This is a genomic window from uncultured Streptomyces sp., from assembly GCF_947488945.1.
GTDB lineage: Bacteria > Actinomycetota > Actinomycetes > Streptomycetales > Streptomycetaceae > Streptomyces.
The window spans coordinates 408219-433436 of the sequence record NZ_CANLBS010000001.1 but is presented as its reverse complement, the minus strand read 5'-3'; the positions used below and the strand labels follow the sequence as shown (position 1 = coordinate 433436).

Sequence of the window (25218 nt, the reverse complement as noted above, 5' to 3'; positions counted from 1 at the left end):
CAGCCCGCCCATACTGCCCAGTCACTGGGCGGATTGCCCAGTGAAAACACGAACTGTTGCGCACCTTGCCGCGCGGGGGGAGCCTTCGAGCATGACTGAGACCCTGCACACCACCCCCGAGACAGCCCGGCAGGCCGATCCCTTCCCGGTCAAGGGAATGGACGCGGTCGTCTTCGCCGTGGGCAACGCCAAGCAGGCCGCGCACTACTACTCCACGGCCTTCGGCATGAAGCTGGTCGCCTACTCCGGACCGGAGAACGGCAGCCGGGAGACGGCGAGTTACGTGCTGACCAACGGCTCGGCCCGCTTCGTCCTCACCTCCGTCATCAAGGCATCCACCCCGTGGGGCGCCTTCCTGGAGGAGCACGTCGCCGCCCACGGCGACGGCGTGGTCGACCTCGCCATCGAGGTCCCCGACGCCCGCGAGGCGTACGCGTACGCCGTCGAGCACGGCGCGACGGGACTCACCGAGCCGCACGAGGTCAAGGACGAGCACGGCACGGTGGTGCTCGCCGCGATCGCGACGTACGGCAAGACCCGGCACACCCTGGTGGAGCGCGGCGGCTACGACGGCCCCTACCTGCCCGGGTACGCGGCGGCGGCCCCGATCGTCGAGCCCCCCGCGAAGCGCACCTTCCAGGCCGTCGACCACTGCGTCGGCAACGTCGAACTCGGCCGGATGAACGAGTGGGTCGGCTTCTACAACCGGGTCATGGGCTTCACCAACATGAAGGAGTTCGTCGGCGACGACATCGCCACCGAGTACTCCGCGCTGATGTCCAAGGTCGTCGCCGACGGCACCCTCAAGGTCAAGTTCCCGATCAACGAGCCGGCCGTCGCGAAGAAGAAGTCGCAGATCGACGAGTACCTGGAGTTCTACGGCGGCGCCGGCGTCCAGCACATCGCGCTCGCCACCAACGACATCGTGGCCTCGGTCCGGGCGATGCGCGCGGCCGGCGTCCAGTTCCTCGACACCCCCGACTCCTACTACGACACCCTCGGCGAGTGGGCGGGCGAGACCCGGGTGCCGGTGGAGACGCTGCGCGAGCTGAAGATCCTGGTCGACCGCGACGAGGACGGCTATCTGCTGCAGATCTTCACCAAGCCGGTCCAGGACCGGCCGACGGTCTTCTTCGAGATGATCGAACGGCACGGCTCGATGGGCTTCGGCAAGGGCAATTTCAAGGCCCTCTTCGAGGCCATCGAGCGCGAGCAGGAGCGCCGCGGCAACCTCTGACGGATACGGCGGGGGCGAGGGCGGCCGGGACCGGCACCAGCATGGCCCGCCCCCGCCCCCGCCCCCGTCACCGTGCCGGTGCCGTCCCCTCCGCCGGCTTCTTCGCCGCAGTCCCGGGAGCGGCCGGGGACGTGGTGGCGGGCGGCGGGACCGGCTTCGGCTTCGCGGGGGCGGCCGGCGCCTCGGGTGCGGGGGTCGCCGGGGCGACCGGTTCCGGCGCGGGCGGGGGCTGCATGTCCTTCGGGCCGCCGGAGGGCGGCTCGCCGAGCGCGTCCAGGGCCTCCCGTGCCGCCGGGGCGTCCAGCGGGGAGAAGTCCGGGTTGGTGCGCAGCGCCTGCTCCAGGTGGCGCCGGGCCGGACCGTAGTGTCCCGTCTCCCGTTCGATCGCGCCGAGATGGTAGGCGAAGGACGCGCTGCGCAGACCGGAGTCGACCGCCTTGGCCGCGTACGTCAGCGCCTCCTGCGGCTCGCCCGCCCGGTACAGCGCCCAGCCCAGCGCGTCCGCGACCTCCGCGCCGCGGCGCAGCTCCGCCCACTCGGACCTGAGGAGTTCGACGGCGACCTCCGGGTCGCCGTGGTCGCTCTCGTAGCGGGCCCGCAGCAGCGACTCGTCGACGCCGTTGGCCTCCGCCTCCTCGATCAGTGCGTGGAACGTCTCGTACTGGGTGGTGGCGTCCCCGTCGAGACCCAACGACTCGTACAGTTCGGCGAGTTCGAGTACGTACTCCGGCCGGGGGAGTTGGCCGACGGCCGTCTGGTAGGCGGCCAGCGCCTCGTCGGCGCGGTCGAGGGCGACCAGGGCGCGGGCCCTCCCGGCCAGTGAGGCGTGGTGGGCGCGGTCGGTGCGCAGCGCCGCGTCGTACTGCGCCAGGGCCTCCTCCGGCTCGCCGCGCTCCCACGCCAGGTCGCCCAGCCGGTGCAGGGCCGCCGCCCGCTCCGCCGGGGTCGCCGCCCGGTCCGCCGTCTCCTGGGCGGTGGCCAGGGCGTCCTCGCGCCAGCCCTGGTCGCGGTACATCTCCGCGGTCCGCGCCAGCGCCGGGGCGCCCTTGCGGAGCGCGGCGAAGGTCTCGGTGGCCTTGTTGGCCGCGGCTTGGTCGCCGAGGCCGCGGTACGCGTCGATCAGCGCGGGGTAGGGAAGCCAGCTCTTCGGCGCACGGGCGCGGACCGTCTCGCCCCACTTCTTCGCGGCCAGGTAGTCGTGCCGGGCGTTGGCCAGCGAGGCGAGCCCGACCCAGGCGGCGCCGTTGCCGCGCTCGCCGGGGCGTACCGAGAGCGATCGTTTCAGCGCCTGCTCGGCCCGGCCGTAGTACGACAGGTCGGCGGCCCGCCGCCCCCACTCCACGTAGGCGGAGCCGAGCGCCGCCCACGACGGGGCGTCCGCCGGGTGCTTCTCCACCCACTGCTGGCGGTCCCCGATCAGCGCGGTCAGGTCGGAGAGCGCGGCGGGGGCGCCGGCCGTCGCGGCGGCCTCCGCCCGCTCCACCGGGCCGGGCCGCGCGGGCACCGCCCGGTTCTCGTCGTCGGGTACGGCGACCACCGCGCCGGCCACCAGCACGCCCGCGGCCACCGCGCCGACCGCGGCCCGGCGCAGCGAGGTGCGCAGCGTCGGCGGGGGAGGGGGCACGGCGGTGGCGCCCGCGAGCGGCGGATCCGCCGACGTGTCCGGATCGCTCCGGAGGCCCGCGTCCTGCGGCGGGGCGGCGTCCGTCCGGCGCCGGGAGGCGGACGACGGCTGGCGGGGCTCCGGGTCCTGCTGCGGCATGACATTCATATGATCACTCTGCGTCAGTATGAAGAGCACACCGGGCTGCGGGATCGAGGTCGCAGACGGGTTCACACCATTGGCCCCGGGTGTCAGGCTGGAATCATGAGCGATCTTCTCGGACGTCTGCGCGCGGGTCTGCCCGAAGGGGCCCTCCTCACCGATCCCGACGTCACGGCCGCCTACGCCCACGACATGGCGAGCTTCTGCGAGGCGGGCGCCCCCGCCGTCGTCGTGCTGCCGCGCACGGTCGAGGAGGTCCAGCACGTCATGCGGACCGCGCACGAGCTGCGGGTCCCGGTCGTGCCCCAGGGCGCCCGCACGGGCCTGTCCGGGGCGGCCAACGCTACCGACGGCTGCGTGGTGCTCTCGCTGGTGAAGATGGACCGGATCCTGGAGATCAGCCCGGTCGACCGGATCGCCGTCGTCGAACCCGGCGTGATCAACGCCGTCCTGTCACGCGCGGTGAACGAGCACGGCCTCTGCTACCCGCCGGACCCGTCGAGCTGGGAGATGTGCACGATCGGCGGCAACATCGGCACCGCCTCCGGCGGTCTGTGCTGCGTGAAGTACGGGGTGACCGCGGAGTACGTCATCGGCCTCGACGTCGTCCTCGCCGACGGCCGGCTGCTGACCACCGGCCGCCGCACCGCGAAGGGCGTCGCCGGATACGACCTCACCCGGCTGTTCGTCGGCTCGGAGGGGAGCCTCGGCATCGTCGTCAAGGCCGTCCTCGCGCTGAAGCCGCAGCCGCCCGCCCAGCTCGCGCTCGCCGCCGAGTTCCCCTCGGCGGCCGCCGCCTGCGACGCGATCTGCACGATCATGGAGCGCGGGCACACCCCGTCACTCCTCGAACTGATGGACCGCACCACCGTGCGGGCGGTGAACGCGATGACGCGGATGGGGCTGCCGGACACCACCGAGGCGCTGCTCCTGTGCGCCTTCGACACCCCCGACCCGGCGGCCGACCTGGCGGCGGTCGGAGAGCTGTGCGCCGCCGCCGGGGCCACCGAGGTGGTGCCCGCGGCGGACGCCGCCGAATCCGAACTCCTGCTCCAGGCACGCCGGTCGTCGCTTCCGGCCATGGAGGCCATCAAGTCCGCGACGATGATCGACGACGTCTGCGTGCCGCGCTCGCGCCTCGGCGCGATGATCGACGGCACCGCCGCCGTCGCCGAGAAGTACGGGCTGACCATCGGCGTCGTCGCGCACGCGGGCGACGGCAACACCCACCCCGTCGTCTGCTTCGACCACACCGACCCCGACGAGACCCGCCGGGCCCGCGAGTCCTTCGACGCGATCATGGCGCTCGGCCTGGAACTGGGCGGGACCATCACCGGGGAGCACGGTGTGGGGGTGCTCAAGAAGGACTGGCTCGCCCGCGAACTCGGCGAGGTGGGGGTGGAGTTGCAGCGCGGCATCAAGGCGGCCTTCGACCCGCACGGGATCCTCAATCCGGGCAAGCTCTTCTGACGGCCCGGTCCCCCCTCCGGGGCCGCCGCACCGGGCCGCGCGCCCCGCAGCACCGCCGAAGGCCCGCGCGCCGGTGAACGGGCCGGGTGCGCCCGCCCCGGCGCGCGCCCGTCCGGGGGCCGGTGCGCCCTCCCGCCGCGCCTCACCCCTCGCCGTCCTGCGACGGGGTGTCGTCGGCCGCGCCCCACGGGTCGCCGAGCCAGAGGTCGTCGGCGGGCATCGGCGTGAGCAGTTCGGCCAGTGCCTCGTCCAGCCCGAGCAGTTCGGACTCGGTGCCCGGCGGCACCAGCCGCAGCGTGTGCTCCACCCACGCCGCCACCACCGCGGACGGCACCTCCAGCAGCGCGTTGCCGTCGGGCGACGTCAGGGCCACGCAGATGACCGGACGGTCCTCGACCCGCGTCGGCCAGATCCGCACGTCCCCGTGCCCGCACGGCCGGAACACGCCCTCCACCAGCAGTTCCCTGGCGAACGTCCAGTGCACCGGCGACTGGGACCCGATGTGGAACGCGATGTGCACGGCGTACGGGTCCGTCACCCGGTACGACAACCGGGCCGGTACGGGGATGGAGCGTTCGGGCGAGAGGACCAGCTTCAGTTCCAGCTCACGTTCCACCGTGTGGTGAGGCATGGTGCACGACCTTCCGATGTCCGTGGGCCGGTCCCGTGACCGGCCGCACCAGGAGAGAGCGCGGTCCCCTCCGGTCATTACGCGACTTCCCAGAAAAACTTCTCCGGATCTTCCGCGGGGCCCAAACGCCCGGACGGGCACGGGGACATGCGGTGGTCTGATAGATGTGGACCCTTGTATGCGGCGACGAAGAGATACGGGACCACGGTGATGAGCGCGCCAACCCCGGCACCCGGTGACGAAAGCCCCCGCGAGGGCTACTACCCCGACCCGTCCATCCCCGGATACGTCCGGTACTGGAACGGCGCTTCCTGGGTCCCCGGCACCAGCCGCCCCGCCCCCGACCCGGGGCCCGGCCGTCAGGAAGCACCGCTGGAGGAGACCGGGCCGGTTTTCTTCGACGAGGAGGACGAGGCGGAGGAGGCCGCCCGGTCGCAGCGCCGGCCCGCCGCCCACGGCCCGGAGCCGCTGCCCGCGGGCGACGCCACGGCCCGGCCCGAGCCCGCCTCGGCCTGGCAGGCCGACACCGCGCGGCAGACCGGCTTCGGCAACGACCGCGACCGCCGGGTCTCCTGGGGCGGCGGGCCGCAGGTGCCCGGACAGTCCGCCCCCGCCGGCGCCGACCACCACGCCCCCGTCCCGGCCCGCCCCGTCGACCCCCGGGGCACCGCGGCCCCCGGACCGTACGACGCCCCCGCCGGACCCGCGGCGCTCCCGGCCGGCCAGGAGCGGCGCGCCGAACTCCCCGCCGCGCAGGACCGGCCCGCGCTGGGCCCCGGCCCCGCGACCGACGGGCAGCCGGCCCCGGAGAACACCGTGACGCTCCGCGCCGACCGGCCCGCCGGCGACGCCCCGCCGACCGACGGAACCGTCACCATGCGGGCCGTGCGCCCCGGCGGCCGTACGCCCCCGCCCCGCGACACCGGCCTGCCGCCGGCCGAGGGCACCATGACGATGCGTCCGGTCGGCCGCGGCGGCGTCCCGGGGCAGGACCCGCGCGGGCAGGACCCGCAGCCCCCGGTGGTGGGCCGGCGGACCGGATCCCCGCAGCCCGCCGCGCCCTACCGCGGCCCCGCCCACGGCGCGTACGCCCCGTCCGGTCCCCAGCTCGCGCCGGCGCCCGTGCCGCAGCGGACCGCCCCGGCCCCGCAGCCGCCCGCCCCCGCTCCGCAAGCCCTCGCACCGCAGCCCGCGCCCGGCCCGCGCCGCCCGCAGGGGCCCGGCGGCTCCGCGGCGTCCTGGGCGCAGGGCGGGGCGGAGAGCGCGGAGCCGGTGGCCCCGTGGAAGCCGCCGCCGGCCGACGACCTGTTCCAGCGGATGGTCCGGGAGCGGAGCGCCGGGCGCCCCGCCGGTCTCGGCAAGCGGCTCGCCGCCCGGATCGTCGACTCGGTGGTGCTCGGCGCGCTCGCCGGAGCGGCGGGCTACCCGCTGATCACCGCCGCCCTCGACCACATCGACGCCAAGGTCGAGGCGGCGAGACTCTCCGGACGGACCGTCACCGTCTACCTGGTGGACTCGACCACCGTCTGGCTCTTCGCCGGCGTGCTGGCCGCCTTCCTCGTCATCGGCCTCCTCGTGGAGGCGCTGCCCACCGCCCGGTGGGGGCGCACCCTCGGCAAGAAGCTGTTCGGCCTGCAGGTGCGCGACATCGAGTCGCAGGACGCTCCGTCGTTCGGCGACGCCCTGCGCCGCTGGCTGGTCTACGGGGTGCTGAGCCTGCTGGCCGTCGGCGTGGTCAACGTGCTCTGGTGCCTGTTCGACCGCCCGTGGCGCCAGTGCTGGCACGACAAGGCGGCCCGGACGTACGTGGCGGGGTGACGGCCGCCGGCCGAGAGCGGGCCTGCGGGTGACGCTCCGTCTGCTGACGGGCCGTCGCCTCGACGGGGGCCCGGTTGGTCCCACGGGCTGACGGTGCGTCGCCCGGGGTCCCTCGAAAGCACCTGAGCCGTTGCGGGACCGGATGGGCCGGGGTGCACTGCCCCCATGAGCAACGACCAGCCGACGCCCGGCCAGCCGCCCGAGGACGACGATCCGTTCCTCAAGAAGCCGCAGGACCCCCCGCCGTCGTCGGGCTCCCCGTACGGCGGCGGGAGCGGCCACCAGCCCCCGCCGGGTTCCCCGTACGGCGGAGGAGGGGACGGCGCACCGCCCCCGCCGTACGACCCCGGTCCCTACGGTGGCGGCGCCTACGGCGGGGCGGACCCGCTGGCGGGCATGCCGCCGCTGGCGGAGCCCGGCAAGCGCATCCTGGCGCGGCTGATCGACTTCCTCATCATCTCGATCCCGCTGTACCTGATCTCGCTGCCCTTCGGCGGGGCCGTGGACGTCACCTCGGACAACGGCGACACCGACGTCAGCAACGCGGTCACCGGCACCTACGGCGGCGGCCACCAGCTCCTGTGGACGCTGATCGGGCTCGTCTGCTACGTCGGGTACGACACCTACTTCACCCACAAGGACGGCCGGACCCCCGGCAAGCGGCTGCTCAAGCTGCGGGTCGCGATGCTGAACGACGGGCGGGTGCCGGACACCGGCTCCGCGCTGATGCGCGCGGCCGTGCTCTGGCTTCCGGCGCTGCTCTGCTGCCCGTGCCTGTGGTGGCTGATCAACATCGTCATGATGTTCACCGACAAGCCCTACCGCCAGGGGCTCCAGGACAAGGCGGCGAAGACCGTCGTGGTCAGTGCGCGATGAGGTGCGGGCGGGCGCGGGCGGTGGCTCAGCGGCGCGAGGAGTGACCGCCGACCCGCTCGTCCGTCCGTTCGGCGCGGCGCGGGCGGGGCGCCGCGACGGTGGCGCGGGTCGCGCCGGTGCGCGGGCCCCCGGCGGGCCGCTCCGGCCCGGTCCGGCCGGTGGCGGGCACGGCCGCGGCGACCAGCAGCCCGAGCGCCAGTCCCGCGAGGCAGACGGCGGCGACCCCGGCGAGGGCCTCGGTCCCGGTGAGCAGCAGCAGGGCGACGGTCGTGATGACGACGGTGGCCGAACCGTAGGCGAACTGTGCGGCAGTCGGTCGCGGCATGGCGGAATCCGTCCTCGGGGCGTCGGCAGGGACAGTCTCTCGGCGCGGTCGCGCGGTGCACGACTCTACGTCGGTGGATGCCCGTACACGGCGGCGTCAACCGTGACCCGGGCCACGGCGCGGAGGCACGGGGGGCGCACGGATTCACGTGTCCACCGACTGGACGGGACAGCGCGCCGGGTGTCCATCGGTGAACGTTCGGATACCGGAAATGAACTCCTGCATAGTGCAGTTGACCGGCACAAGTCAAGGTCTGTCTTTTCTCGCGCAACTCCGATCGAATGTCGTCACTTGTGACGCGTTATCGCGCGCGGCCCTTCGTCACCCCGTCGGCCGCGGACGCGAACGCCGGGGAGGAACTACATCAAGTGACCACTAAGAGAAGCGCCCTTCGGGCCACGGCCGTCGTGGTGGCCCTGGCCGCCGGCGCCGCCACGGCGTCGACGTTCTTCGTCGCGCAGGCCGCGGACCGGGCACCGGCAGCCACCACCTCCATCTCCGACAGCCGCGACCCGGTTTCGGTGAAGGGGCAGGACCACGATCTCGAAGGCCCGTTCAGCGAGCAGCAGGCGGACGAGCGACAGGCCGCACTGGAGCAGGTGCTGGCCGGCGACAAGAAGGTGACCACCAAGGGTGGCTCCAAGGTCGTCAAGCTCGGCGACAAGAAGTACGTCGAGCTCGGCCGCGAGAAGACCGACAAGATCTTCACCATCCTGGTGGAGTTCGGCGACCAGGTCGACAACAGCACGATGTACGACCCGGACGGCAGCGGGCCCAAGCCCCCGGTGGTCAAGTTCGGCGGCACGCCCGGTCCCGCGCACAATGAGATCGCGCAGCCGGACCCGGAGAAGGACAACAGCACCGCCTGGCAGGCCGACTACAACCAGGCGCACTTCCAGGAGCTGTACTTCGGCACCAGCGCCTCGTCCAACTCGCTGAAGAAGTACTACGAGAAGACGTCCTCCGGCCGCTACTCGGTCGACGGCGAGGTCTCCGACTGGGTCAAGATCCCTTACAACGAGGCGCGTTACGGCTCCAACTACTGCGGGGCCAGCAGCTGCGCCAGCGTCTGGGACGCGGTCCGCGACGGCGTCAACGCCTGGGTCGCCGACCAGAAGGCCAAGGGCAGCACGCTCGACGAGATCAAGGCCGACCTCGCCGAGTACGACCAGTGGGACCGTTACGACTTCGACGGCGACGGCAACTTCAACGAGTCCGACGGCTACATCGACCACTTCCAGATGGTCCACGCCGGCGAGGACGAGTCCGCGGGCGGCGGCGTCCAGGGCGCGAACGCCATCTGGGCGCACCGCTGGTACGCCTACGGCACCAACGCCGGCGCCACCGGCCCCGGCGCCAACAAGGCTGGCGGCGCGCAGATCGGCGACACCGGCATCTGGGTCGGCGACTACACCGTGCAGCCCGAGAACGGCGGCCTCGGCGTCTTCGCCCACGAGTACGCCCACGACCTCGGTCTGCCGGACCTCTACGACACCGACGGCGGCGAGAACTCGGTCGGCTTCTGGTCCCTGATGTCGGCGGGCTCCTGGCTCGGCCGCGGCCAGGGCGAGATCGGCGACACCCCCGGCGACATGACCGCGTGGGACAAGCTGCAGCTCGGCTGGCTGAACTACGCCGAGGCGAAGGCCGCCACCGACTCCACCGTCAAGCTGGGCGTGTCGGAGTACAACACCAAGGACAAGCAGGCGCTGGTCGTCGACCTTCCCGACAAGGAAGTCACCACCACCGTCGTCGCGCCCGCCCAGGGCGCCAAGCAGTGGTGGAGCGGCAGCGGCGACAACCTGTCGAACACGCTGACCCGTTCGGTCGACCTGACCGGCAAGACGTCCGCCTCGCTCGACCTGTCGGGCTGGTACGACATCGAGGCCGAGTACGACTACCTCTACACCGAGGTGTCGACGGACGGCGGCGCGAGCTGGACCGCGATCGACGGCACCGCCGACGGCAAGGAGCTCCCGCGCGACGCGAGCGACAAGCCGGCGCTGACCGACGTCTCGGGCGCGTACCAGAAGCTCTCCTACCCGCTGGACGCCTACGCGGGCAAGAAGATCGACCTCCGCTTCCGCTACCAGTCGGACGGCGGCGTGGCCGGCAAGGGCTTCACGGCCGATGCCCTCACCCTCTCCGCCGACGGCGCCGTGATCTTCTCGGACGACGCCGAGGGCGACGACAACGGCTGGACGTCGAAGGGCTTCTCGCGCATCGGTGAGTCGTTCACCAACGACTACCCGCAGTTCTACATCGCCGAGAACCGCCAGTACGTGTCGTACGACGAGACCCTGAAGGTCGGCCCGTACAACTTCGGCTTCTCGGCCTCGCGTCCCGACTGGGTGGAGCACTACTCCTACCAGAACGGCCTGCTGGTCTGGCTCTGGGACACCTCCCAGGCCGACAACAACACCTCCGCCCACCCGGGCCAGGGCCTGATCCTGCCGGTGGACTCGCACGCGAAGCCGCTGAAGTGGGCCAACGGCACGCTGCTCCGCAACAAGATCCAGCCCTTCGACGCGCCGTTCAGCTGGTACCCGAACCAGGGCTTCACGCTGCACAACGCGGACGTCCCGCTGAAGATCAAGCCGTCCCTGGGCGTCCCGGTCTTCGACGACCGCAAGGGCACCTACTGGTACGCGGAGAACCCGACGGGCAGTGTCAAGGTTCCTGACACCAACACCCGCCTGACCATCGTCAACGAGGCGCTCACGGGCTCCACGATGACCGTCAAGGTCGGTCCCTCGACCAAGTAGTCCGCATCGCCGCAGGTCAGAACATGATCGGCCGTCGCCCTCTAGCGGGCGGCGGCCGATCGTGTTTAGGTGCGTCCTGTCCGATCCTTATTGACACGACGTCTCACGGGGGAGCGCGGAAGATGGCAGGCGGAGGTTTCTGCAGATTGCCGAACGGCACGGTGGTGGTGGCCCTCACCCTCACCCGCCCGGCGGACACCACGGGCCCCGGGGCGCCCGTGCGGGTGCTGGTGCACGCGGCGAACCGGGCCAGGGCCCTGACCCGGCTGCGCAACCTGGGGCTGCGCGCCGTCTACCTGCGCGGCAACGCCCAGCCGCCCACCCCGGACGAGATCACGGCGGTGCTGCACCACCCGGACGGCATCCTGTGGCGGGCCGCCCCGCAGGCGGCCCAGGAGCTCTGGCACCCGATCCGGGCCCTCCTCGGCCCGGCCGGGCACGCGGGCCCGGCCCGCCCGGCGGCCTGAGAAGGCCGCGCCGGCCCGAGGGCCGCGTGCCGTCCCGAGGGCCGCGTGGCGGCCCGGGCCGCCAGGTCACCGGGGCCGGGCGCCCCGGATCCCGGAGGGGGTCAGCCGACCGCCGGCTCGCCCGTGAGCTTCACGCCGGCGGCGCGCAGCTCGTCCAGGGCGCGGGCGGTGGTCGGGGCGGCGACGCCGGCTGTCAGGCCGAGCAGCACGTGGGTGGTAAAACCGGCGGTGGCGGCGTCCAGCGCGGTGGCCCGGACGCAGTGGTCGGTGGCGATGCCGACCACGTCGACCTCGGTGACGGAACGATCCCGCAGCCACTGGGCGAGGCCGACGCCGTTCTCGTCCTGCCCCTCGAATCCGCTGTAGGCGGCGGCGTACGCCCCCTTGTCGAAGACCGCGTCGATCGCGCCGGAGGCGACCGCGGGCGCGAAGTTCGGGTGGAAGCCGACGCCCTCGGTCCCGGCGACGCAGTGCCGGGGCCAGGAGTGCTCGAAGTCCGGGTTCTCGGAGAAGTGGTCGCCCGGGTCGATGTGGTGGTCGCGGGTGGCCACCACGTGCCGGTAGCCGGCCGGGGCCTCGCCGATCAGGTCGGTGATGGCGGCGGCGACGTCGGCGCCGCCCGCCACCGCGAGGCTGCCGCCCTCGCAGAAGTCGTTCTGGACGTCCACGACGATCAAGGCGCGGTGCATGGCGGGTGTCCTTCGGTGGGGGTCGGTGGAGGCTCGGTGGGGTCGGTACCGAGCCTAGGGACTCGGGAGCGACGGGGGGAGGGGGCCGCGGGAACCGCAGGGCCCCGTCCCCGTCACACGTATTCGGTCGGGATCACCGCTTCGCCCTTGGAGAGCTGCATCGCGGACATCGGCAGCCCCGCGCGCGCCGCGATGTGCCGGGTCCGGGCCGCCTCCAGCGGCTCCCGGGCCACGACCTCGCCGCCGCGCACCAGCTCCACCTGGAGCTGGTGCGCGGCCAGCTCCGCCGGCACCGGTCCGGTGCCGATGACCTCGGCCTCGGCGACGCCCTGGGCGTCCGGGCGGCGGGCCGCCCACTTGCGTCCGCCAAGCGAGGACTTCGCGCCGAGCGACTTCTTGGCGACCGGCAGCAGGGCCTCGCCGGGGTCGGCGGAACCGGCCCGAGCCACCAGCTTGTAGACCATCGAGCAGGTCGGCTGCCCGCTGCCGGTGACCAGCTGGGTGCCCACGCCGTACGCGTCGACCGGTGCGGCGGCCAGCGAGGCGATGGCGTACTCGTCCAGGTCCGAGGTCACCACGATCCTGGTGTCGCGCGCGCCCAGCTCGTCGAGCTGCTGGCGTACCCGGTGCGCGACCAGCAGCAGGTCGCCGGAGTCGATGCGGACCGCGCCCAGCTCGGGCCCGGCCACCTCGACCGCCGTGCGGACCGCCTCGGCGACGTCGTAGGTGTCGACCAGCAGCGTGGTGCCGCGGCCCAGCGAGTCGACCTGGGCCTGGAAGGCGTCCCGCTCGGTGTCGTGGAGCAGGGTGAAGGCGTGCGCGCTGGTGCCCACGGTCGGGATGTTGTAGCGGAAGCCCGCCGCCAGGTCGGAAGTGGTGTCGAAGCCGCCCACGTAGGCGGCGCGGGCCGAGGCCACCGCCGACAGCTCGTGGGTGCGGCGCGCGCCCATCTCGATCAGGCCGCGCCCGCCGGCCGCCGCCGACATCCGCGAGGCGGCCGCCGCGATCGCCGAGTCGTGGTTGAGGATCGACAGGATCACGGTCTCCAGCAGCACGCACTCGGCGAAGGAGCCCTCCACCCGCATGACCGGGGAGCCGGGGAAGTAGACCTCGCCCTCCGGGTAGCCCCAGATGTCGCCGGTGAAGCGGAAGCCGGCGAGCCATGCGAGCGTCGGCTCGTCCACGACCTTCCGCTGCCGCAGGAAGGCGATCATCTCGTCGTCGAAGTGGAAGTTCTCCACCGCGTCGAGCACGCGCCCCGTGCCGGCGAGCACGCCGTAGCGGCGGCCCTCGGGCAGTCGGCGGGTGAACGCCTCGAAGACCGACCGGCGGTCGGCGGTGCCGGCCTTCAGTGCGGCCTGCACCATCGTGAGTTCGTACTGGTCGGTGAAGAGTGCGGTCGAGGGCACTCCGACCCGTCGACCCAGGTCCGCTGAGTTCATGCCAGGGATGCTACCCCCTATTTCGTCAAAGTGACGAGATGTGGGGTCCGTTTGTGCGGGAGGCCCGGCCGGGTGGCAGCATGGGACGGGTGAGCGCCGCTGCCCCCGTAGAGATCGAACGTCCCGAATCGGCCGAGGAGACCTTCGTCGTCCCCGACCCCGACGTCCCCTGGGTGACGCTGGTCCACAACGACCCCGTGAACCTGATGAGCTACGTGTCGTACGTCTTCCAGACGTACTTCGGCTACTCCAAGGACAAGGCCCACCAGCTCATGCTCGACGTGCACCGCAAGGGCCGCGCGGTGGTCTCCAGCGGCAGCCGCGAGGAGATGGAACGCGACGTCCAGGCCATGCACGGCTACGGCCTGTGGGCCACCCTCACCCAGGACAAGTGAAACCGGGCCCGGCAGCCCCGGGCCCGCACCGACCTTCCCGGACCGCACGGTCCGCCCGCCCGACCCACCATCGGAGACTCCATGGCCGGCCCCTTCCAGGCCACCCCCGGCGGCGGCGCGGCCGTCGCGCTCGACGAGGTCGAGATCTCGATCCTGCGCTCGCTCGCCGTCCAGCTCCTGGAACTCATCGGACCCGGCGACGAGCCGGCCGACGGCGAGGACCCGCTCGCCGCCCTCTTCGCCGAGGGCCCCAGCGAGCCGCCCGCCGACGCCGCGCTGGCCCGCCTCTTCCCGCAGGCGTACGGGGACGAGGACAAGGAGGCGCGGGAGGCGTCGGCGGAGTTCCGCCGTTTCACCGAGCTGGACCTGCGGGCCCGCAAGCGCGAGGACGCCCTGGTCGTCGTGCGGACCCTGGACGCCGTCCGGCCCGGCCCGGACGGCGGCGCGGTGCTGGCGCTGGACACCGAGGACAGCCGGCACTGGCTCGGCGCGCTCAACGACCTCCGCCTCACCATCGGCGCCCGGCTGGAGGTGTCCGAGGAGGAAGAGGGCGAGGAAAGCCCCCTCTACCGCCTCCCGGACACCGATCCGCGCAAACCCATGGTGATGGCCTACCTGTGGCTCGGCGGCCTCCAGGAAACCCTGGTCGAAACGATGATGCCGTAAGGGGAGCCGCGGAGCCCGCCGCCCGGTCGGTGCGGAACGCTCAACCCACGCTCAAATCCGAATAACGATCCCGTCACCCGTACGGTCTTCTTTGCGTCTTCCGGAAACCCTTGTCCGCTTTTTCCTGTGGTGTGTGCCACAGATTGGCGGGCAGGGGTTTCGGGCATGCGTGGTAAATCTTCTCGACCGCCGGGGGCGCCACCCTTGCCCCCGCGGCGCGACGAGTCGGCCGAACGCCGACGGCACTCCATCCATATCCGGGGGGATCAGGACCTGGTCCGCAGCCCGCGAGGGCGCGGATCGGCGTGGAGAAAGGCGCACCACCATGACATCGGCGCAGGTCGACAACGGGCAGGCGGGCCGCGGGTCCGAGTCTGCCGAGCACGGCGGCGAGGGTTACCAGCGTGGCCTGGGAGCCCGCCAGATCCAGATGATCGCCATCGGCGGCGCCATCGGCACCGGGCTCTTCCTGGGGGCCGGCAAGGCCATCGCCAAAGCGGGACCGAGCCTGATCCTGGCCTATGCCATCGCGGGCCTGGTCATCTTCTTCATCATGCGGGCACTCGGTGAACTCCTCATGTACCGACCGGTGTCGGGCTCCTTCTCGGAGTACGCCCGTGAATTCATCGGGCCCTTCGCCGGATTCGTCACCGGGTGGACCTACTGGCTCTTCTGGGTGGTCACCGGAATCACCGAAGTCACCGCCGCAGCGCAGTACATGACCTATTGGTTCGACATTCCCCAATGGGTTTCCGCGCTGGTCTTCACCATCATTCTGTACGGCGTGAACCTCATCTCCGTGAAGCTCTTCGGGGAGCTGGAGTTCTGGTTCTCGATGGTCAAGGTGACGGCCATCGTCGGCATGATCCTCATCTGCGCCGGCATCCTCACCCTCGGCTTCTCCGACGCCGGCGACACCGCCTCGGTGACCCACCTCTGGTCGGAGGGCGGCTTCTTCCCCAAGGGCATCGGCGGCACGCTGATGACGCTGCAGATCGTGATGTTCGCCTTCCTCGCCGTCGAGCTGGTCGGCGTCACCGCGGGCGAGTCCAAGGACCCGAAGACCGTGCTCCCCAAGGCCATCAACACCGTGCCGTGGCGCATCGCCGTCTTCTACGTCGGCGCCCTGATCATGATCCTGTCCGTGGTGCCGTGGACCGAGTTCCAGCCCGGCGTCTCACCGTTCGTCGCCGCGTTCCAGAAGATGGGCCTCGGCGTCGGCGCGGGCATCGTGAACTTCGTCGTCCTCACCGCCGCCCTGTCCTCCTGCAACTCCGGCATGTACTCCACCGGGCGCATGCTCCGCGACCTCGCCCTCAACGGCCAGGGCCCGGCGTTCTTCACCCGGCTGACCAGGAGCGGCACCCCGCTCGTCGGCACCACCTTCTCGGCGGCGCTGATGATGGTCGGCGTCTGGATCAACTACCAGTGGCCCGGCGAGGCGTTCAACTACGTCGTCTCCTTCGCGACCATCTCCGGCATGTGGGCCTGGATCATGATCCTGGTCTGCCAGCTCCGCTACCGGGCCCGCGCCGACCGGGGCGAACTCCCCGGCTCCTCGTTCCGGGCCCCCGGCGCCCCGTACACCAGCGTCTTCGCGCTCGCCTTCATCGGCATGGTCATCGTCATGATGGGCATCGACGAGGACGCCCGCATCTCGCTCTACTGCGCACCGTTGTGGGCGCTGCTCCTCGGCGTCTCCTACCTGGTGCTCAAGGCGCGCAACCCCGACAACGCCGCCTTCGCCAAGCGCTGACCGGCCGCGGCGGCGCGGAGCCCGGTCCGCCCGGACCGGCCCGCGGCCGCCGTCCCCGCGGGCGACCGGCCGCCCCAACGGCCCCGTCGTCCCACCCTGCGGGCCCCCGTGCGACCGCCTCGGCCGCGCGGGGGCCCGCCTGCTTATCCTGGCGCCATGCTGACCCTCACCCAGGACCTGTACGACAAGATCGTGGCGCACGCCCGCGCCGACCACCCCGACGAGGCGTGCGGCGTGGTCGCGGGTCCGGCCGGGACCGACCGCCCCGAGCGCTTCGTGCCGATGCTCAACGCCGCGCGCTCGCCCACGTTCTACGAGTTCGACTCCGCCGACCTGCTCAAGCTCTACCGCGACCTGGACGACCGCGACGAGGAACCGGTGATCGTCTACCACTCGCACACCGCGACCGAGGCGTACCCCTCCCGCACCGACGTCACGTACGCCAACGAGCCCGGCGCCCACTACGTCCTGGTCTCCACGGCCGACACCGACGAGGCGGGCCCCTTCCAGTTCCGCTCGTACCGGATCGTGGAGGGCGAAGTCACCGAGGAAGACGTCACGGTCGTCGAGGCGTACTGAGCCCGGTCGCCCCGCGGGGGCGGGGAGGGTGCACCCGCACCCGGCTGTCCACATGGTGAGCGGTCTCCGTCCACCATGTGACATCGCTCTCGGGTTTCCGGAGGGGGAATCGATACGATGAGCGCATGGTTCCCCATGACGTGAGCGAGAAGACGCCGGGCACGCTGCTCGTCGCGCGGCTGCACGTCGACCTGTGCAGGCTCTCCAGCGCGATCTGTCCCGGCTGACGCCTGCCCGTGAGCCGTGCGGCGCATCCCCGCCGACACCGCGGCCCCGAGCCCTCCCCACGTCCCACCCCGCGCGGGGGCAGTTATCGCGCGCCCCTGCCACCTCCCGCTTCCGACAGGAGCCCACGCCATGGCCATCGAGGTCCGCATCCCGACCATCCTCCGCACGTACACCGACGGTGCCAAGGCGGTCGAAGGCAACGGGGAGACCCTCGCCGAGCTGTTCACCGACCTGGACAGCCGCCACACCGGCATCCGCGAGCGGATCGTCGACGGCGACCAGCTCCGCCGCTTCGTGAACGTCTACCTCAACGACGAGGACGTCCGCTTCCTCGACGGCATCACCACCAAGCTCACCGACGGCGACAACGTCACCATCCTCCCGGCCGTCGCCGGCGGCATGCGCTGATGCGGTACGACTCCCCGCTGGCGGCCGTGGGCAACACGCCCCTGGTCCGCCTCCCGCGGCTGTCCCCGTCCGACGACGTCCGCATCTGGGCCAAGCTGGAGGACCGCAACCCCACCGGCTCGATCAAGGACCGCCCCGCGCTCCACATGGTCGAACAGGCCGAGAAGGACGGCCGGCTCAAGCCCGGCTGCACGATCCTGGAGCCCACCAGCGGCAACACCGGCATCTCGCTCGCGATGGCGGCCAAGCTCAAGGGCTACCGGATCGTCTGCGTCATGCCGGAGAACACCTCGCAGGAGCGCCGCGACCTGCTCGCCATGTGGGGCGCGGAGATCGTCTCCTCCCCGGCCGCCGGCGGCTCCAACACCGCCGTCAAGGTCGCGAAGGAACTCTCCGCGGAGCACCCCGACTGGGTGATGCTCTACCAGTACGGGAACCCGGACAACGCGGGCGCCCACTACGCCGGCACCGGTCCCGAGATCCTCGCCGACCTGCCGTCCGTCACGCACTTCGTCGCGGGCCTCGGCACCACCGGCACCCTGATGGGCGTCGGCCGCTACCTGCGCGAGAACAAGCCGGACGTCAAGATCGTCGCGGCCGAACCCCGCTACGACGACATCGTCTACGGCCTCCGCAACCTCGACGAGGGCTTCGTCCCCGAGCTGTACGACGCCTCGGTCCTCACCACCCGGTTCTCCGTCGGCTCCGCCGACGCGGTGACCCGGACCCGCGAACTCCTCCAGCAGGAAGGCATCTTCGCGGGCGTCTCCACCGGAGCCGCGCTCCACGCGGCGATCGGCGTCGGCCGCAAGGCCGTCACGGCGGGGGAGAGCGCCGACATCGTCTTCGTCGTCGCCGACGGCGGCTGGAAGTACCTGTCCACGGGCGTCTACACCGCCCCGACGACCGAAGCGGCCATCGAGACGCTGCACGGCCAGCTCTGGGCCTGAACCGCCGCCCGGCTCCGGCACCGGGGCGTACACGCGTACGCCCCCGGCGCCGGAGCCGCCGCCGCGCTCACGCCTCCCGGACCCGCTCCCACACCGCGCGGTCCAGCACACCGACCCTGCGCCGGAACGAGCCCAGCTCCACGTCCCGCAGTTCGTCCGTCTCCAGGTAGCTCTGCCGGTCGTGGGCGTCGCCCACCGTCCCGGCGGGCAGCGCGATCACGCCGGGCCGCTCCTCGTGGTGCTTGCTGGTGATCTTGGCGACCACCGCGCTGCCGCCCCGCACCGACAGGACCAGGCACGGCCGGTCCTTCGAGCCGGGCCCGTCCTCGTAGGGCACGTCGGCCCACCAGATCTCGCCCGGCGCCGGCGGCCGCCCCTTGCCGCCCCCGCCCTTGCGGCCCGGTTTCGGCCCGCCCGGCCGGCCCGGGGGCCGGACCGATCCCCCCGGCCGCCGCGCGCCGCTCCCGCGGTTCCCGCGCCGCGGTCCCAGCCGGCCCCGCCCGTCCACCACCGAGACCACGAGCGCGAGCAGGACCAGCACGGCCAGCGCCGCCCACCAGTACGTTTCCATCCCCCGACGGTACCGGCGGCCCGTCCGTACCGGGAGAGGCCCCCGCCCACCGGCGGCGGGCGGGGCCTTCCATCGAACCGGTGACGTCACAGGTGAGTTCCCCCACAACGGCAGGCCACGGAGGAGCGACCTGGAGTTTCGCGCCTTACGCTCGACGGACCGATCGAACCCTCCCCGTTCCCGCGCCCCGGAGGTTCACGCTCCATGAAGCTCACCGTCGTCGGCTGCTCCGGCTCGTTCCCGTCCGCGGGTTCGGCATGCTCGAGCTACCTCGTAGAGGCCGACGGCTTCCGGCTGCTCCTCGACATGGGCAACGGCGCCCTCGGAGAGCTGCAGCGCCACGTCGGTCTCTACGACCTCGACGCCATCTTCCTCAGCCACCTGCACGCCGACCACTGCATCGACATGTGCGCGTACTTCGTCGTGCGCTACTACCCGAACGAGGGCGGCCGGCCCGCCTCCCTCCCGGTGTACGGCCCCGAGGGCACCGAGCAGCGGCTCACCACCGCGCACGCCGACACGCCCTCCGAGCACGCGATGAGCGAGGTCTTCGACTTCCACACGCTGAAGCCGGGATCGTTCGAGATCGGTCCCTTCTCCGTCCGCACGGAGAAGCTGCGCCACCCGGTCGAGACGTTCGGTATCCGCGTCGAGCACCAAGGGCGCGCCCTGACGTACTCGGGCGACACCGGGGTCTGCGAGGCGCTGGACGAACTCGCCGAGGGCTCCGACCTGTTCCTCTGCGAAGCATCGTTCGTCCACGGCCGCGAGGACATCCCCGACCTGCACCTCAACGGGCGCGAAGCCGGCGAGTGCGCCGCCCGCGCCAAGGCCGGACGGCTGGTCCTCACCCACATCCCGCCGTGGACCGACGCCGAGCGCAACGTCCTGGACGCCCGCGAGGTCTACGACGGACCGGTCGAACTCGCCGTCCCCGGCGCGGTGTACGAGATCTGACGCCCCGGCGGGCCCGCCCGGACCGGGCGGGGGCACCGCCCGCGGGTCAGGCGCGGCGGCCCCGGCCGCCGAGCGCCATGCGGTTCCAGGTGTGACGGCGGCCCCGGATCGCCACCGAGTACGCGTACAGCAGTTCCGGATCGCACATCCCCGGGATGAACGAGTCCCCGAAGTGATGGGCGTCCACCCCGATCTCCTTGGCGGTCAGCGCCAGTTGCGGCACCACGTTCGCGTGGGCCCCCTCCTGGCTGGTGCCGATGGCCCCCATCACCACGGCCCCCGCGTCCTGCACCGCCGCCACCGCCTCGGCCGCCAGCTCCCGGGTCACCCCCGGCAGGGTCCCGGGCAGCGGCAGCACGACCCCGTCCGCCCCCGCGTCCACCAGCGCCGTCAGCCGGCCCACCGTGATCCGCTCCGGGTGGCCCGCGTGGTGCATCTTGCCGGTCCACAGCGCGACGTCGTCACCGAGTCCGCGCCGCAGCTCTTCGGTGACCCGCGCCAGCCCTTCGTAGGAGCCGCCGGTGCCCGGATTGGCGGTGAGGCAGAGCATCGCCGCTCCCATGTCGATCAGCCGTCCGGCGTACTCGGGCTCCGCCCGCCGCACCTCCGGCACGTCGCCGGGCTCCAGATTGACCCCGACCGGCCGCCCGAGGACCGCCGCCAGGTCGGCGATCGACGTGAACACCCCGAGCCCCGGCAGGGTCAGCCGCTCCCCGTCCCAGGCCCGCTCGATCATGTTCAGCACGATGATGTCCGCTCCGAACGCCGCCACCACCTCGGCGTTGTGCACACCCCCCGCGCCGGGATACGCCGACAGGGCGGCCCGCTCCGCGAACACCTCCCCGACCACGGTCCGCCCTTCGGCGGCCGCCACGGCGGCGGTGAGCTCACGACCCCGGAGGGCGGCGAGCTGCTCACGGTCGAGGTCCAGGATGCGCGGGGCCGAAGAGGTCATGGAACGAGACTAGGGCGAAACGGCGCATAGCGACCGTTTGTGGTCCGTGGCGGCGGCGGGGTCGCCGGGAGGGCCCGGTGACCCTGCCGCCGTCGGCTACCGCGTCACCCGGATCTCCGGGTGCAGCCGCCGGGTGTGGTCCACGTGCCGGGGTGTTCCCGTCAGCCGGACCGGTGCCGTCAGCCGGGGATCGGCGCTGGACGCCGACAGCTCCAGCACCAGCTCGCCGGGCTCCACCACGCGCCGTCCGTCCACCCCGGTGAACGACGCCAGGTCCGCCGGGACCGTCACCGACACGCGGGCCGAGGCGCCCGCCGCCAGCTCCACCCGGGCATGGCCGACGAGCCGCCGCACCGGCTGCACCACCGAGGCCACCGGGTCGCACAGATAGACCTGCACCACCTCCGTGCCGACCCGTCCGCCCGTGTTGCGCACCGAGAACGCCAGGCTCAACTCACCGTCCGTGCCCGACTCGTCGGCTTCCACGACGAGGTCGTCCCAGGCGAACGAGGTGTACGACAGACCGTGGCCGAAGGCGTACGCCGGCGTCGGATCGACACTGGACACCCCGGTAGGGCCGCCCAGCCGCGCCGCGAGATACGTCGACGGCTGGGACCCGGACCCGCGCGGCACGCTCACCGGCAGCCGGCCCGACGGCTCGATCCGGCCGGCCAGCACCCCGGCCACCGCCCCCGTGCCCTCCTCGCCGGGGAAGAACGCCTGCACGACCGCCGCCGCCTCCTCCACCGCCCGACCCAGCGTGTACGGCCGCCCGGCCAGCAGCACCGCGACCACCGGCGTACCGCTGTCCAGCAGCGCGTCCAGCAGCCCCTGCTGCACCCCCGGCAGGGCCAGCGACTCGGCGTCGCACCCCTCTCCGCTCGTGCCGCGCCCGAACAGCCCGGCGCGGTCGCCGAGCGCCGCGATCACCACATCGGCGTCCGCCGCTGCCCGGACCGCTTCCGCGAAACCGGACCGGTCCTCGCCGTCGACCTCCGCACCCCGCACGGCCACGATCTCCGCGCCGGGGAACTCGCGGGTCAACGCCTCCCGCAGTGTGGGCAGTTCGATGCCCGCGTCCACCTCCGGGTGGGCGGACCCGACGTGCACGGGGAAGGAGTAGCAGCCCAGCACGGCCGTCGGCTCGTCGCCGTTCGGACCCACCAGGGCGATCCGGCGCGGACGGTCCAACGGCAGCGTCCCGTCGTTGGACAGCAGCACCACCGCCCGCTCCGCGACCTCCCGCGCCAGCGTCCGCCGCTCCGGCCCGTCCAGCCCGACGGTGCCGCGCAACGCCTCCGGATCGTCCGGCAGCCCGTCGTCCGCGACCGCCGCGCCGTCCAGGGCCGGCGGGAGCGGGCTCCAGTCCGCGTCGAGCAGCCCGAGTTCCGCCTTCTGGGTGAGGACGCGGCACACCGCCCGGTCCACCACCGCCTCCGGTACCCGCCCGTCGGCGATCGCCTCCAGCAGCGGCGCCCCGAACGTCTTCACCGTCGGCAGCTCCACGTCCACGCCCGCCCGCAGCGCCGCCCCCGCGGCGTCCGCCCAGTCCCCGGCCACCCCGTGCAGGGTCTTCAGGAACGCGATGCCGAAGTAGTCCGCCACGACCGTCCCGGAGAACCCCCAGGTCTCCCGCAGCAGCCCGGTCAGCAGCCCCTCGTCGGCGGCCGACGGGACGCCGTCGGTGTCGGTGTACGCGTGCATCACCGACCGGGGCCCGCCCTCCCGCACCGCCATCTCGAACGGCACCAGCATCACGTCGGCCCGCTCCCGCGGACCCATCCCGACCGGGGCGAGATTCCGGCCCGCCCGCGACGCCGAATACCCGGCGAAGTGCTTCAGCGTCGCCACGATCCCCGCCGACTCCAGCCCCCGCACGTACGCGGTCGCCACGGTCCCCACCAGGTACGGGTCCTCGCCGATGGTCTCCTCGACCCGCCCCCACCTGGCATCGCGCACCACGTCGAGGACCGGCGCCAGGCCCTGGTGGACGCCGACGGACCGCATGTCCGCCCCGATCGCCGCCGCCATCCGCTCCACCAGCGCCGGGTCGAACGTCGCGCCCCACGACAACGGCACCGGATAGGCGGTGGCCCGCCAGGCCGCGAATCCGGCCAGGCACTCCTCGTGCGCCACCGCCGGAATCCCGAACCGGGACGCCGCGACGACGCGTTGCTGGGTACGCGCCAGCGACAGCGCGCCGAGTGCGGGATCGACCGGCGCCGTGCCGAACGGACGCGTCAACTGCCCCAGCCCGTGGGGCAGAAGCGCGCCGAGATCGACCGGCTCCTCCATCTCGTGCTGGTGCGGGGCGACTTCGCCGCCCTCGTCCGACGCGCCGACCCACACGCCGTAGAGCTGCGCCACTTTCTCCTCGACGGTCATCGCGTCCATCAGTGCCCGCACCCGCACTCCGGTGGGGACGCCGGGATCGTTCCACACGGGATCCACGCCGGCGGGGGTGGTCGGACTGGTCTCAACTGCCACGGTGGGGATCACTTTCCTCCGGCGCCCATGAGGCCCTGGACCAGGGCACGCCGGGCGAACAGGTACACGAGCAGGACGGGCAGCATCGACAGCACCACCGCGGCGAGCAGCCCCGGGATGTCGATGCCGTGAGCCGTTTGGAAGTCGTACAGACCCAGCGTGATCAGCTTGGTCGAGTCCGACTGGGTCAGCACCAGCGGGAAGAGGAAGCCGTTCCACGCCTGGAGCGCGGAGAAGACGACGATCGTCGACAGCCCGCCGCGCGACAGCGGCAGGACCAGCCGGAAGAAGATCTCCCGGGGCCGCGCCCCGTCGATCGCCATCGCCTCGTACAGCTCCGGCGCGATGTCGCGCATGGTGCCGCTGAGGATCAGCGCCGAGATCGGCAGGCAGAACGCCGCCGTCGGCAGCACCACCCCGAGCAGGTTGTCGTACAGCCCCGCCTCGCTGATCAGGTAGAACATCGGCACGATCACCGCCTGGGCCGGGATCGCCAGCCCCAGCAGGAACAGCCGGAAGACGCCCGTCGTGATCCGCGAGCGGCTGCGCACGATCGCGAACGCCAGCGGCGGCACCAGCAGCAGCACGATGCCGACCACGCACAGGGTCACCACCAGCGTGTGCAGGAAGTACCGGCCGAACCCGGTGTCGAACGCCCGCGCGTAGTTGTCGAAGGTGAAGCTGTCGGGGAACGACAGCGGACCGTTCTTCGCGTACGCCGACCGCGACTGGAACGTCGCCGCGAGCATCACGTACAAGGGCAGGCCGACGACCAGGAGCCACACCAGCGACCCCGCACCGGCCAGGTAATGGGGGCGTCGCTTCATGAAAGGCCCTCCGTGGAACCGCGCATCTTGTCGTACCCGGACAGCCGGACCATCACCAGCGAGATCAGCGTCGCCGCGGCCACCAGCACCAGCGCGATCACCGATCCCGCGCCGAAGTCGAAGCCCTTGAACGCCTTCTGGTACATGTGGAAGGCGGTGATCGTGGTGTCGGTGCCCGGACCGCCCTGCGTCAGGATCAGCACCGTCTCGAACGTGGTGAGCCCGCCCACCACCATCAGCACCGACGAGGTGACGATCGAGTTCCGCAACTGCGGCAGCGTGACGTGGAAGAACTGCCGGTAGCGGCCCGCCCCGTCGACCTCCGCCGCCTGGTACAGCACCGGCGGCACCGCCCGCGCCGCACCCTGGTAGATCAGGGTGTGGAACGGGGTGAACTGCCACGTCGACACGAACGCCAGCACCCCGATCGCGGTCGCCTGCCCACCGAACAGGTTGCCGTCGCCGAACAGCCACTCCGCCCGCGCCGGCATCCCGAAGTTCGGGTCCAGCAGCGCCCGCCACAGCACCGACACCGCGGTCGACGACAGCAGCAGCGGCAGGAAGTAGATCGCCGACAGCACCGCCCTGTTGCGCTGCTGACCCGCGGCCCACACCCCCAGCAGGATGCTCAGCGGCGTCTGGATCGCCACACCCAGCGCCGTCATCAGCAGGCTCAGCCAGATGCTCTTGACCATCACCGGATCGGCGAACACCCGCGACCAGTTGTCCGTACCCACGAACACCGGCGAGCCCAGACCGTTCCAGCTGGTGAACGAGAGCACCGCCACCATGATCAGCGGCACCACCGCGAACAGCACGAAGAACACCGTCGCCGGGACCGCCCAGCCGAACCCCGGCCGCCCCACCCGCAGCGCGGGGGAGTGGCCGGGCCGTTCACTCTTGCCGGCGGGCGCGGCGACCGGGCGCACCGCCCGCACGGTTGTCGTCCTCATC

At 72.5% G+C, this 25218-nt stretch carries 24 protein-coding genes; 14 read left to right on the top strand and 10 right to left on the bottom strand.

Going from position 1 to position 25218, the window contains the following annotated elements; all coding sequences use genetic code 11:
• Nucleotides 1-91: 91 nt before the first annotated feature.
• Nucleotides 92-1237, top strand: a complete 1146-nt coding sequence (gene hppD, locus Q0994_RS01830; RefSeq protein WP_299527913.1) for a 4-hydroxyphenylpyruvate dioxygenase — start codon at nucleotides 92-94, stop codon at nucleotides 1235-1237.
• 67 nt (nucleotides 1238-1304) lie between these two features.
• Here hppD and Q0994_RS01825 read toward each other — a convergent pair whose 3' ends face one another.
• A complete protein-coding gene (locus Q0994_RS01825) occupies nucleotides 1305-3008 on the bottom strand; it encodes a BTAD domain-containing putative transcriptional regulator (RefSeq protein WP_299527911.1) in 1704 nt (567 codons plus the stop codon).
• Between the two features lie 96 nt (nucleotides 3009-3104).
• Between Q0994_RS01825 and Q0994_RS01820 the strand changes: the two genes are divergently transcribed.
• Nucleotides 3105-4472, top strand: coding sequence for an FAD-binding oxidoreductase (locus Q0994_RS01820; RefSeq protein ID WP_299527909.1), 1368 nt, complete (start codon nucleotides 3105-3107; stop codon nucleotides 4470-4472).
• A 142-nt stretch (nucleotides 4473-4614) separates the two neighbouring features.
• Here Q0994_RS01820 and Q0994_RS01815 read toward each other — a convergent pair whose 3' ends face one another.
• Nucleotides 4615-5103: an SsgA family sporulation/cell division regulator gene (locus tag Q0994_RS01815; RefSeq protein ID WP_299527907.1), complete on the bottom strand. Its 489-nt coding sequence runs from the start codon at nucleotides 5101-5103 to the stop codon at nucleotides 4615-4617.
• A 210-nt stretch (nucleotides 5104-5313) separates the two neighbouring features.
• Here Q0994_RS01815 and Q0994_RS01810 point away from each other — a divergent pair, with 210 nt between their 5' ends.
• Complete coding sequence (locus tag Q0994_RS01810) at nucleotides 5314-6921, top strand: RDD family protein (RefSeq protein ID WP_299527905.1); 1608 nt, start codon at nucleotides 5314-5316, stop codon at nucleotides 6919-6921.
• 165 nt (nucleotides 6922-7086) lie between these two features.
• The gene (locus Q0994_RS01805) at nucleotides 7087-7797 is read left to right on the top strand and encodes an RDD family protein (RefSeq protein ID WP_299527903.1); all 711 of its coding nucleotides are present in this window, start codon (nucleotides 7087-7089) and stop codon (nucleotides 7795-7797) included.
• Nucleotides 7798-7822: 25 nt separating this feature from the next.
• Here Q0994_RS01805 and Q0994_RS01800 read toward each other — a convergent pair whose 3' ends face one another.
• Nucleotides 7823-8122 (bottom strand): hypothetical protein, encoded by a 300-nt coding sequence (locus tag Q0994_RS01800; protein ID WP_299527901.1) that lies wholly within the window; start codon nucleotides 8120-8122, stop codon nucleotides 7823-7825.
• A 368-nt stretch (nucleotides 8123-8490) separates the two neighbouring features.
• Here Q0994_RS01800 and Q0994_RS01795 point away from each other — a divergent pair, with 368 nt between their 5' ends.
• Both Q0994_RS01795 and Q0994_RS01790 read left to right on the top strand, forming a co-directional pair.
• Nucleotides 8491-10887, top strand: coding sequence for an immune inhibitor A domain-containing protein (locus Q0994_RS01795; RefSeq protein WP_299527899.1), 2397 nt, complete (start codon nucleotides 8491-8493; stop codon nucleotides 10885-10887).
• A 122-nt stretch (nucleotides 10888-11009) separates the two neighbouring features.
• Nucleotides 11010-11354: a hypothetical protein gene (locus Q0994_RS01790; RefSeq protein WP_299527897.1), complete on the top strand. Its 345-nt coding sequence runs from the start codon at nucleotides 11010-11012 to the stop codon at nucleotides 11352-11354.
• 101 nt (nucleotides 11355-11455) lie between these two features.
• Here the strand turns inward: Q0994_RS01790 and Q0994_RS01785 are convergent, their stop codons facing one another.
• Both Q0994_RS01785 and Q0994_RS01780 read right to left on the bottom strand, forming a co-directional pair.
• The gene (locus tag Q0994_RS01785; protein ID WP_299527895.1) at nucleotides 11456-12043 is read right to left on the bottom strand and encodes an isochorismatase family protein; all 588 of its coding nucleotides are present in this window, start codon (nucleotides 12041-12043) and stop codon (nucleotides 11456-11458) included.
• Nucleotides 12044-12156: 113 nt separating this feature from the next.
• Nucleotides 12157-13485: a nicotinate phosphoribosyltransferase gene (locus Q0994_RS01780; RefSeq protein ID WP_299527893.1), complete on the bottom strand. Its 1329-nt coding sequence runs from the start codon at nucleotides 13483-13485 to the stop codon at nucleotides 12157-12159.
• A gap of 80 nt (nucleotides 13486-13565) precedes the next feature.
• On the opposite strand from Q0994_RS01780, the gene clpS reads away from it, so the two are divergent.
• The 7 genes from clpS to Q0994_RS01750 all read left to right on the top strand — a co-directional run bounded on the left by clpS (nucleotide 13566) and on the right by Q0994_RS01750 (nucleotide 18467).
• Nucleotides 13566-13880, top strand: a complete 315-nt coding sequence (clpS, locus tag Q0994_RS01775; protein ID WP_299527891.1) for an ATP-dependent Clp protease adapter ClpS — start codon at nucleotides 13566-13568, stop codon at nucleotides 13878-13880.
• A gap of 81 nt (nucleotides 13881-13961) precedes the next feature.
• On the top strand, nucleotides 13962-14546 hold the full coding sequence (locus Q0994_RS01770; RefSeq protein WP_299527889.1) for a DUF2017 domain-containing protein: 585 nt from the start codon (nucleotides 13962-13964) through the stop codon (nucleotides 14544-14546).
• Between the two features lie 325 nt (nucleotides 14547-14871).
• The gene (locus Q0994_RS01765; RefSeq protein WP_299527887.1) at nucleotides 14872-16302 is read left to right on the top strand and encodes an amino acid permease; all 1431 of its coding nucleotides are present in this window, start codon (nucleotides 14872-14874) and stop codon (nucleotides 16300-16302) included.
• Between the two features lie 156 nt (nucleotides 16303-16458).
• Nucleotides 16459-16881, top strand: a complete 423-nt coding sequence (locus Q0994_RS01760; RefSeq protein ID WP_299527885.1) for a M67 family metallopeptidase — start codon at nucleotides 16459-16461, stop codon at nucleotides 16879-16881.
• Between the two features lie 125 nt (nucleotides 16882-17006).
• Complete coding sequence (locus Q0994_RS34100; protein WP_363325521.1) at nucleotides 17007-17108, top strand: putative leader peptide; 102 nt, start codon at nucleotides 17007-17009, stop codon at nucleotides 17106-17108.
• A 130-nt stretch (nucleotides 17109-17238) separates the two neighbouring features.
• Nucleotides 17239-17517, top strand: a complete 279-nt coding sequence (locus Q0994_RS01755) for a MoaD/ThiS family protein (RefSeq protein WP_299527883.1) — start codon at nucleotides 17239-17241, stop codon at nucleotides 17515-17517.
• Nucleotides 17517-18467, top strand: a complete 951-nt coding sequence (locus tag Q0994_RS01750; protein WP_299527881.1) for a PLP-dependent cysteine synthase family protein — start codon at nucleotides 17517-17519, stop codon at nucleotides 18465-18467. The genes Q0994_RS01755 and Q0994_RS01750 overlap by 1 nt, the downstream gene beginning before the upstream one ends.
• Nucleotides 18468-18534: 67 nt before the next feature.
• Here the strand turns inward: Q0994_RS01750 and Q0994_RS01745 are convergent, their stop codons facing one another.
• On the bottom strand, nucleotides 18535-19038 hold the full coding sequence (locus tag Q0994_RS01745) for a type II toxin-antitoxin system PemK/MazF family toxin (RefSeq protein ID WP_299527879.1): 504 nt from the start codon (nucleotides 19036-19038) through the stop codon (nucleotides 18535-18537).
• 204 nt (nucleotides 19039-19242) lie between these two features.
• Between Q0994_RS01745 and Q0994_RS01740 the strand changes: the two genes are divergently transcribed.
• Nucleotides 19243-19995, top strand: coding sequence for an MBL fold metallo-hydrolase (locus Q0994_RS01740; protein ID WP_299527877.1), 753 nt, complete (start codon nucleotides 19243-19245; stop codon nucleotides 19993-19995).
• 46 nt (nucleotides 19996-20041) lie between these two features.
• Here Q0994_RS01740 and Q0994_RS01735 read toward each other — a convergent pair whose 3' ends face one another.
• The 4 genes from Q0994_RS01735 to Q0994_RS01720 all read right to left on the bottom strand — a co-directional run bounded on the left by Q0994_RS01735 (nucleotide 20042) and on the right by Q0994_RS01720 (nucleotide 25217).
• Nucleotides 20042-20950, bottom strand: coding sequence for a hypothetical protein (locus Q0994_RS01735; protein ID WP_299527875.1), 909 nt, complete (start codon nucleotides 20948-20950; stop codon nucleotides 20042-20044).
• A gap of 96 nt (nucleotides 20951-21046) precedes the next feature.
• Nucleotides 21047-23449, bottom strand: coding sequence for a beta-glucosidase (locus Q0994_RS01730; RefSeq protein ID WP_299527874.1), 2403 nt, complete (start codon nucleotides 23447-23449; stop codon nucleotides 21047-21049).
• Nucleotides 23446-24264, bottom strand: a complete 819-nt coding sequence (locus Q0994_RS01725; RefSeq protein WP_299527872.1) for a carbohydrate ABC transporter permease — start codon at nucleotides 24262-24264, stop codon at nucleotides 23446-23448. The genes Q0994_RS01730 and Q0994_RS01725 overlap by 4 nt, the downstream gene beginning before the upstream one ends.
• Complete coding sequence (locus Q0994_RS01720; RefSeq protein WP_299527870.1) at nucleotides 24261-25217, bottom strand: carbohydrate ABC transporter permease; 957 nt, start codon at nucleotides 25215-25217, stop codon at nucleotides 24261-24263. Before Q0994_RS01720 ends, Q0994_RS01725 begins: the two co-directional genes overlap by 4 nt.
• Between the last annotated feature and the right edge of the window lies 1 nt (nucleotide 25218).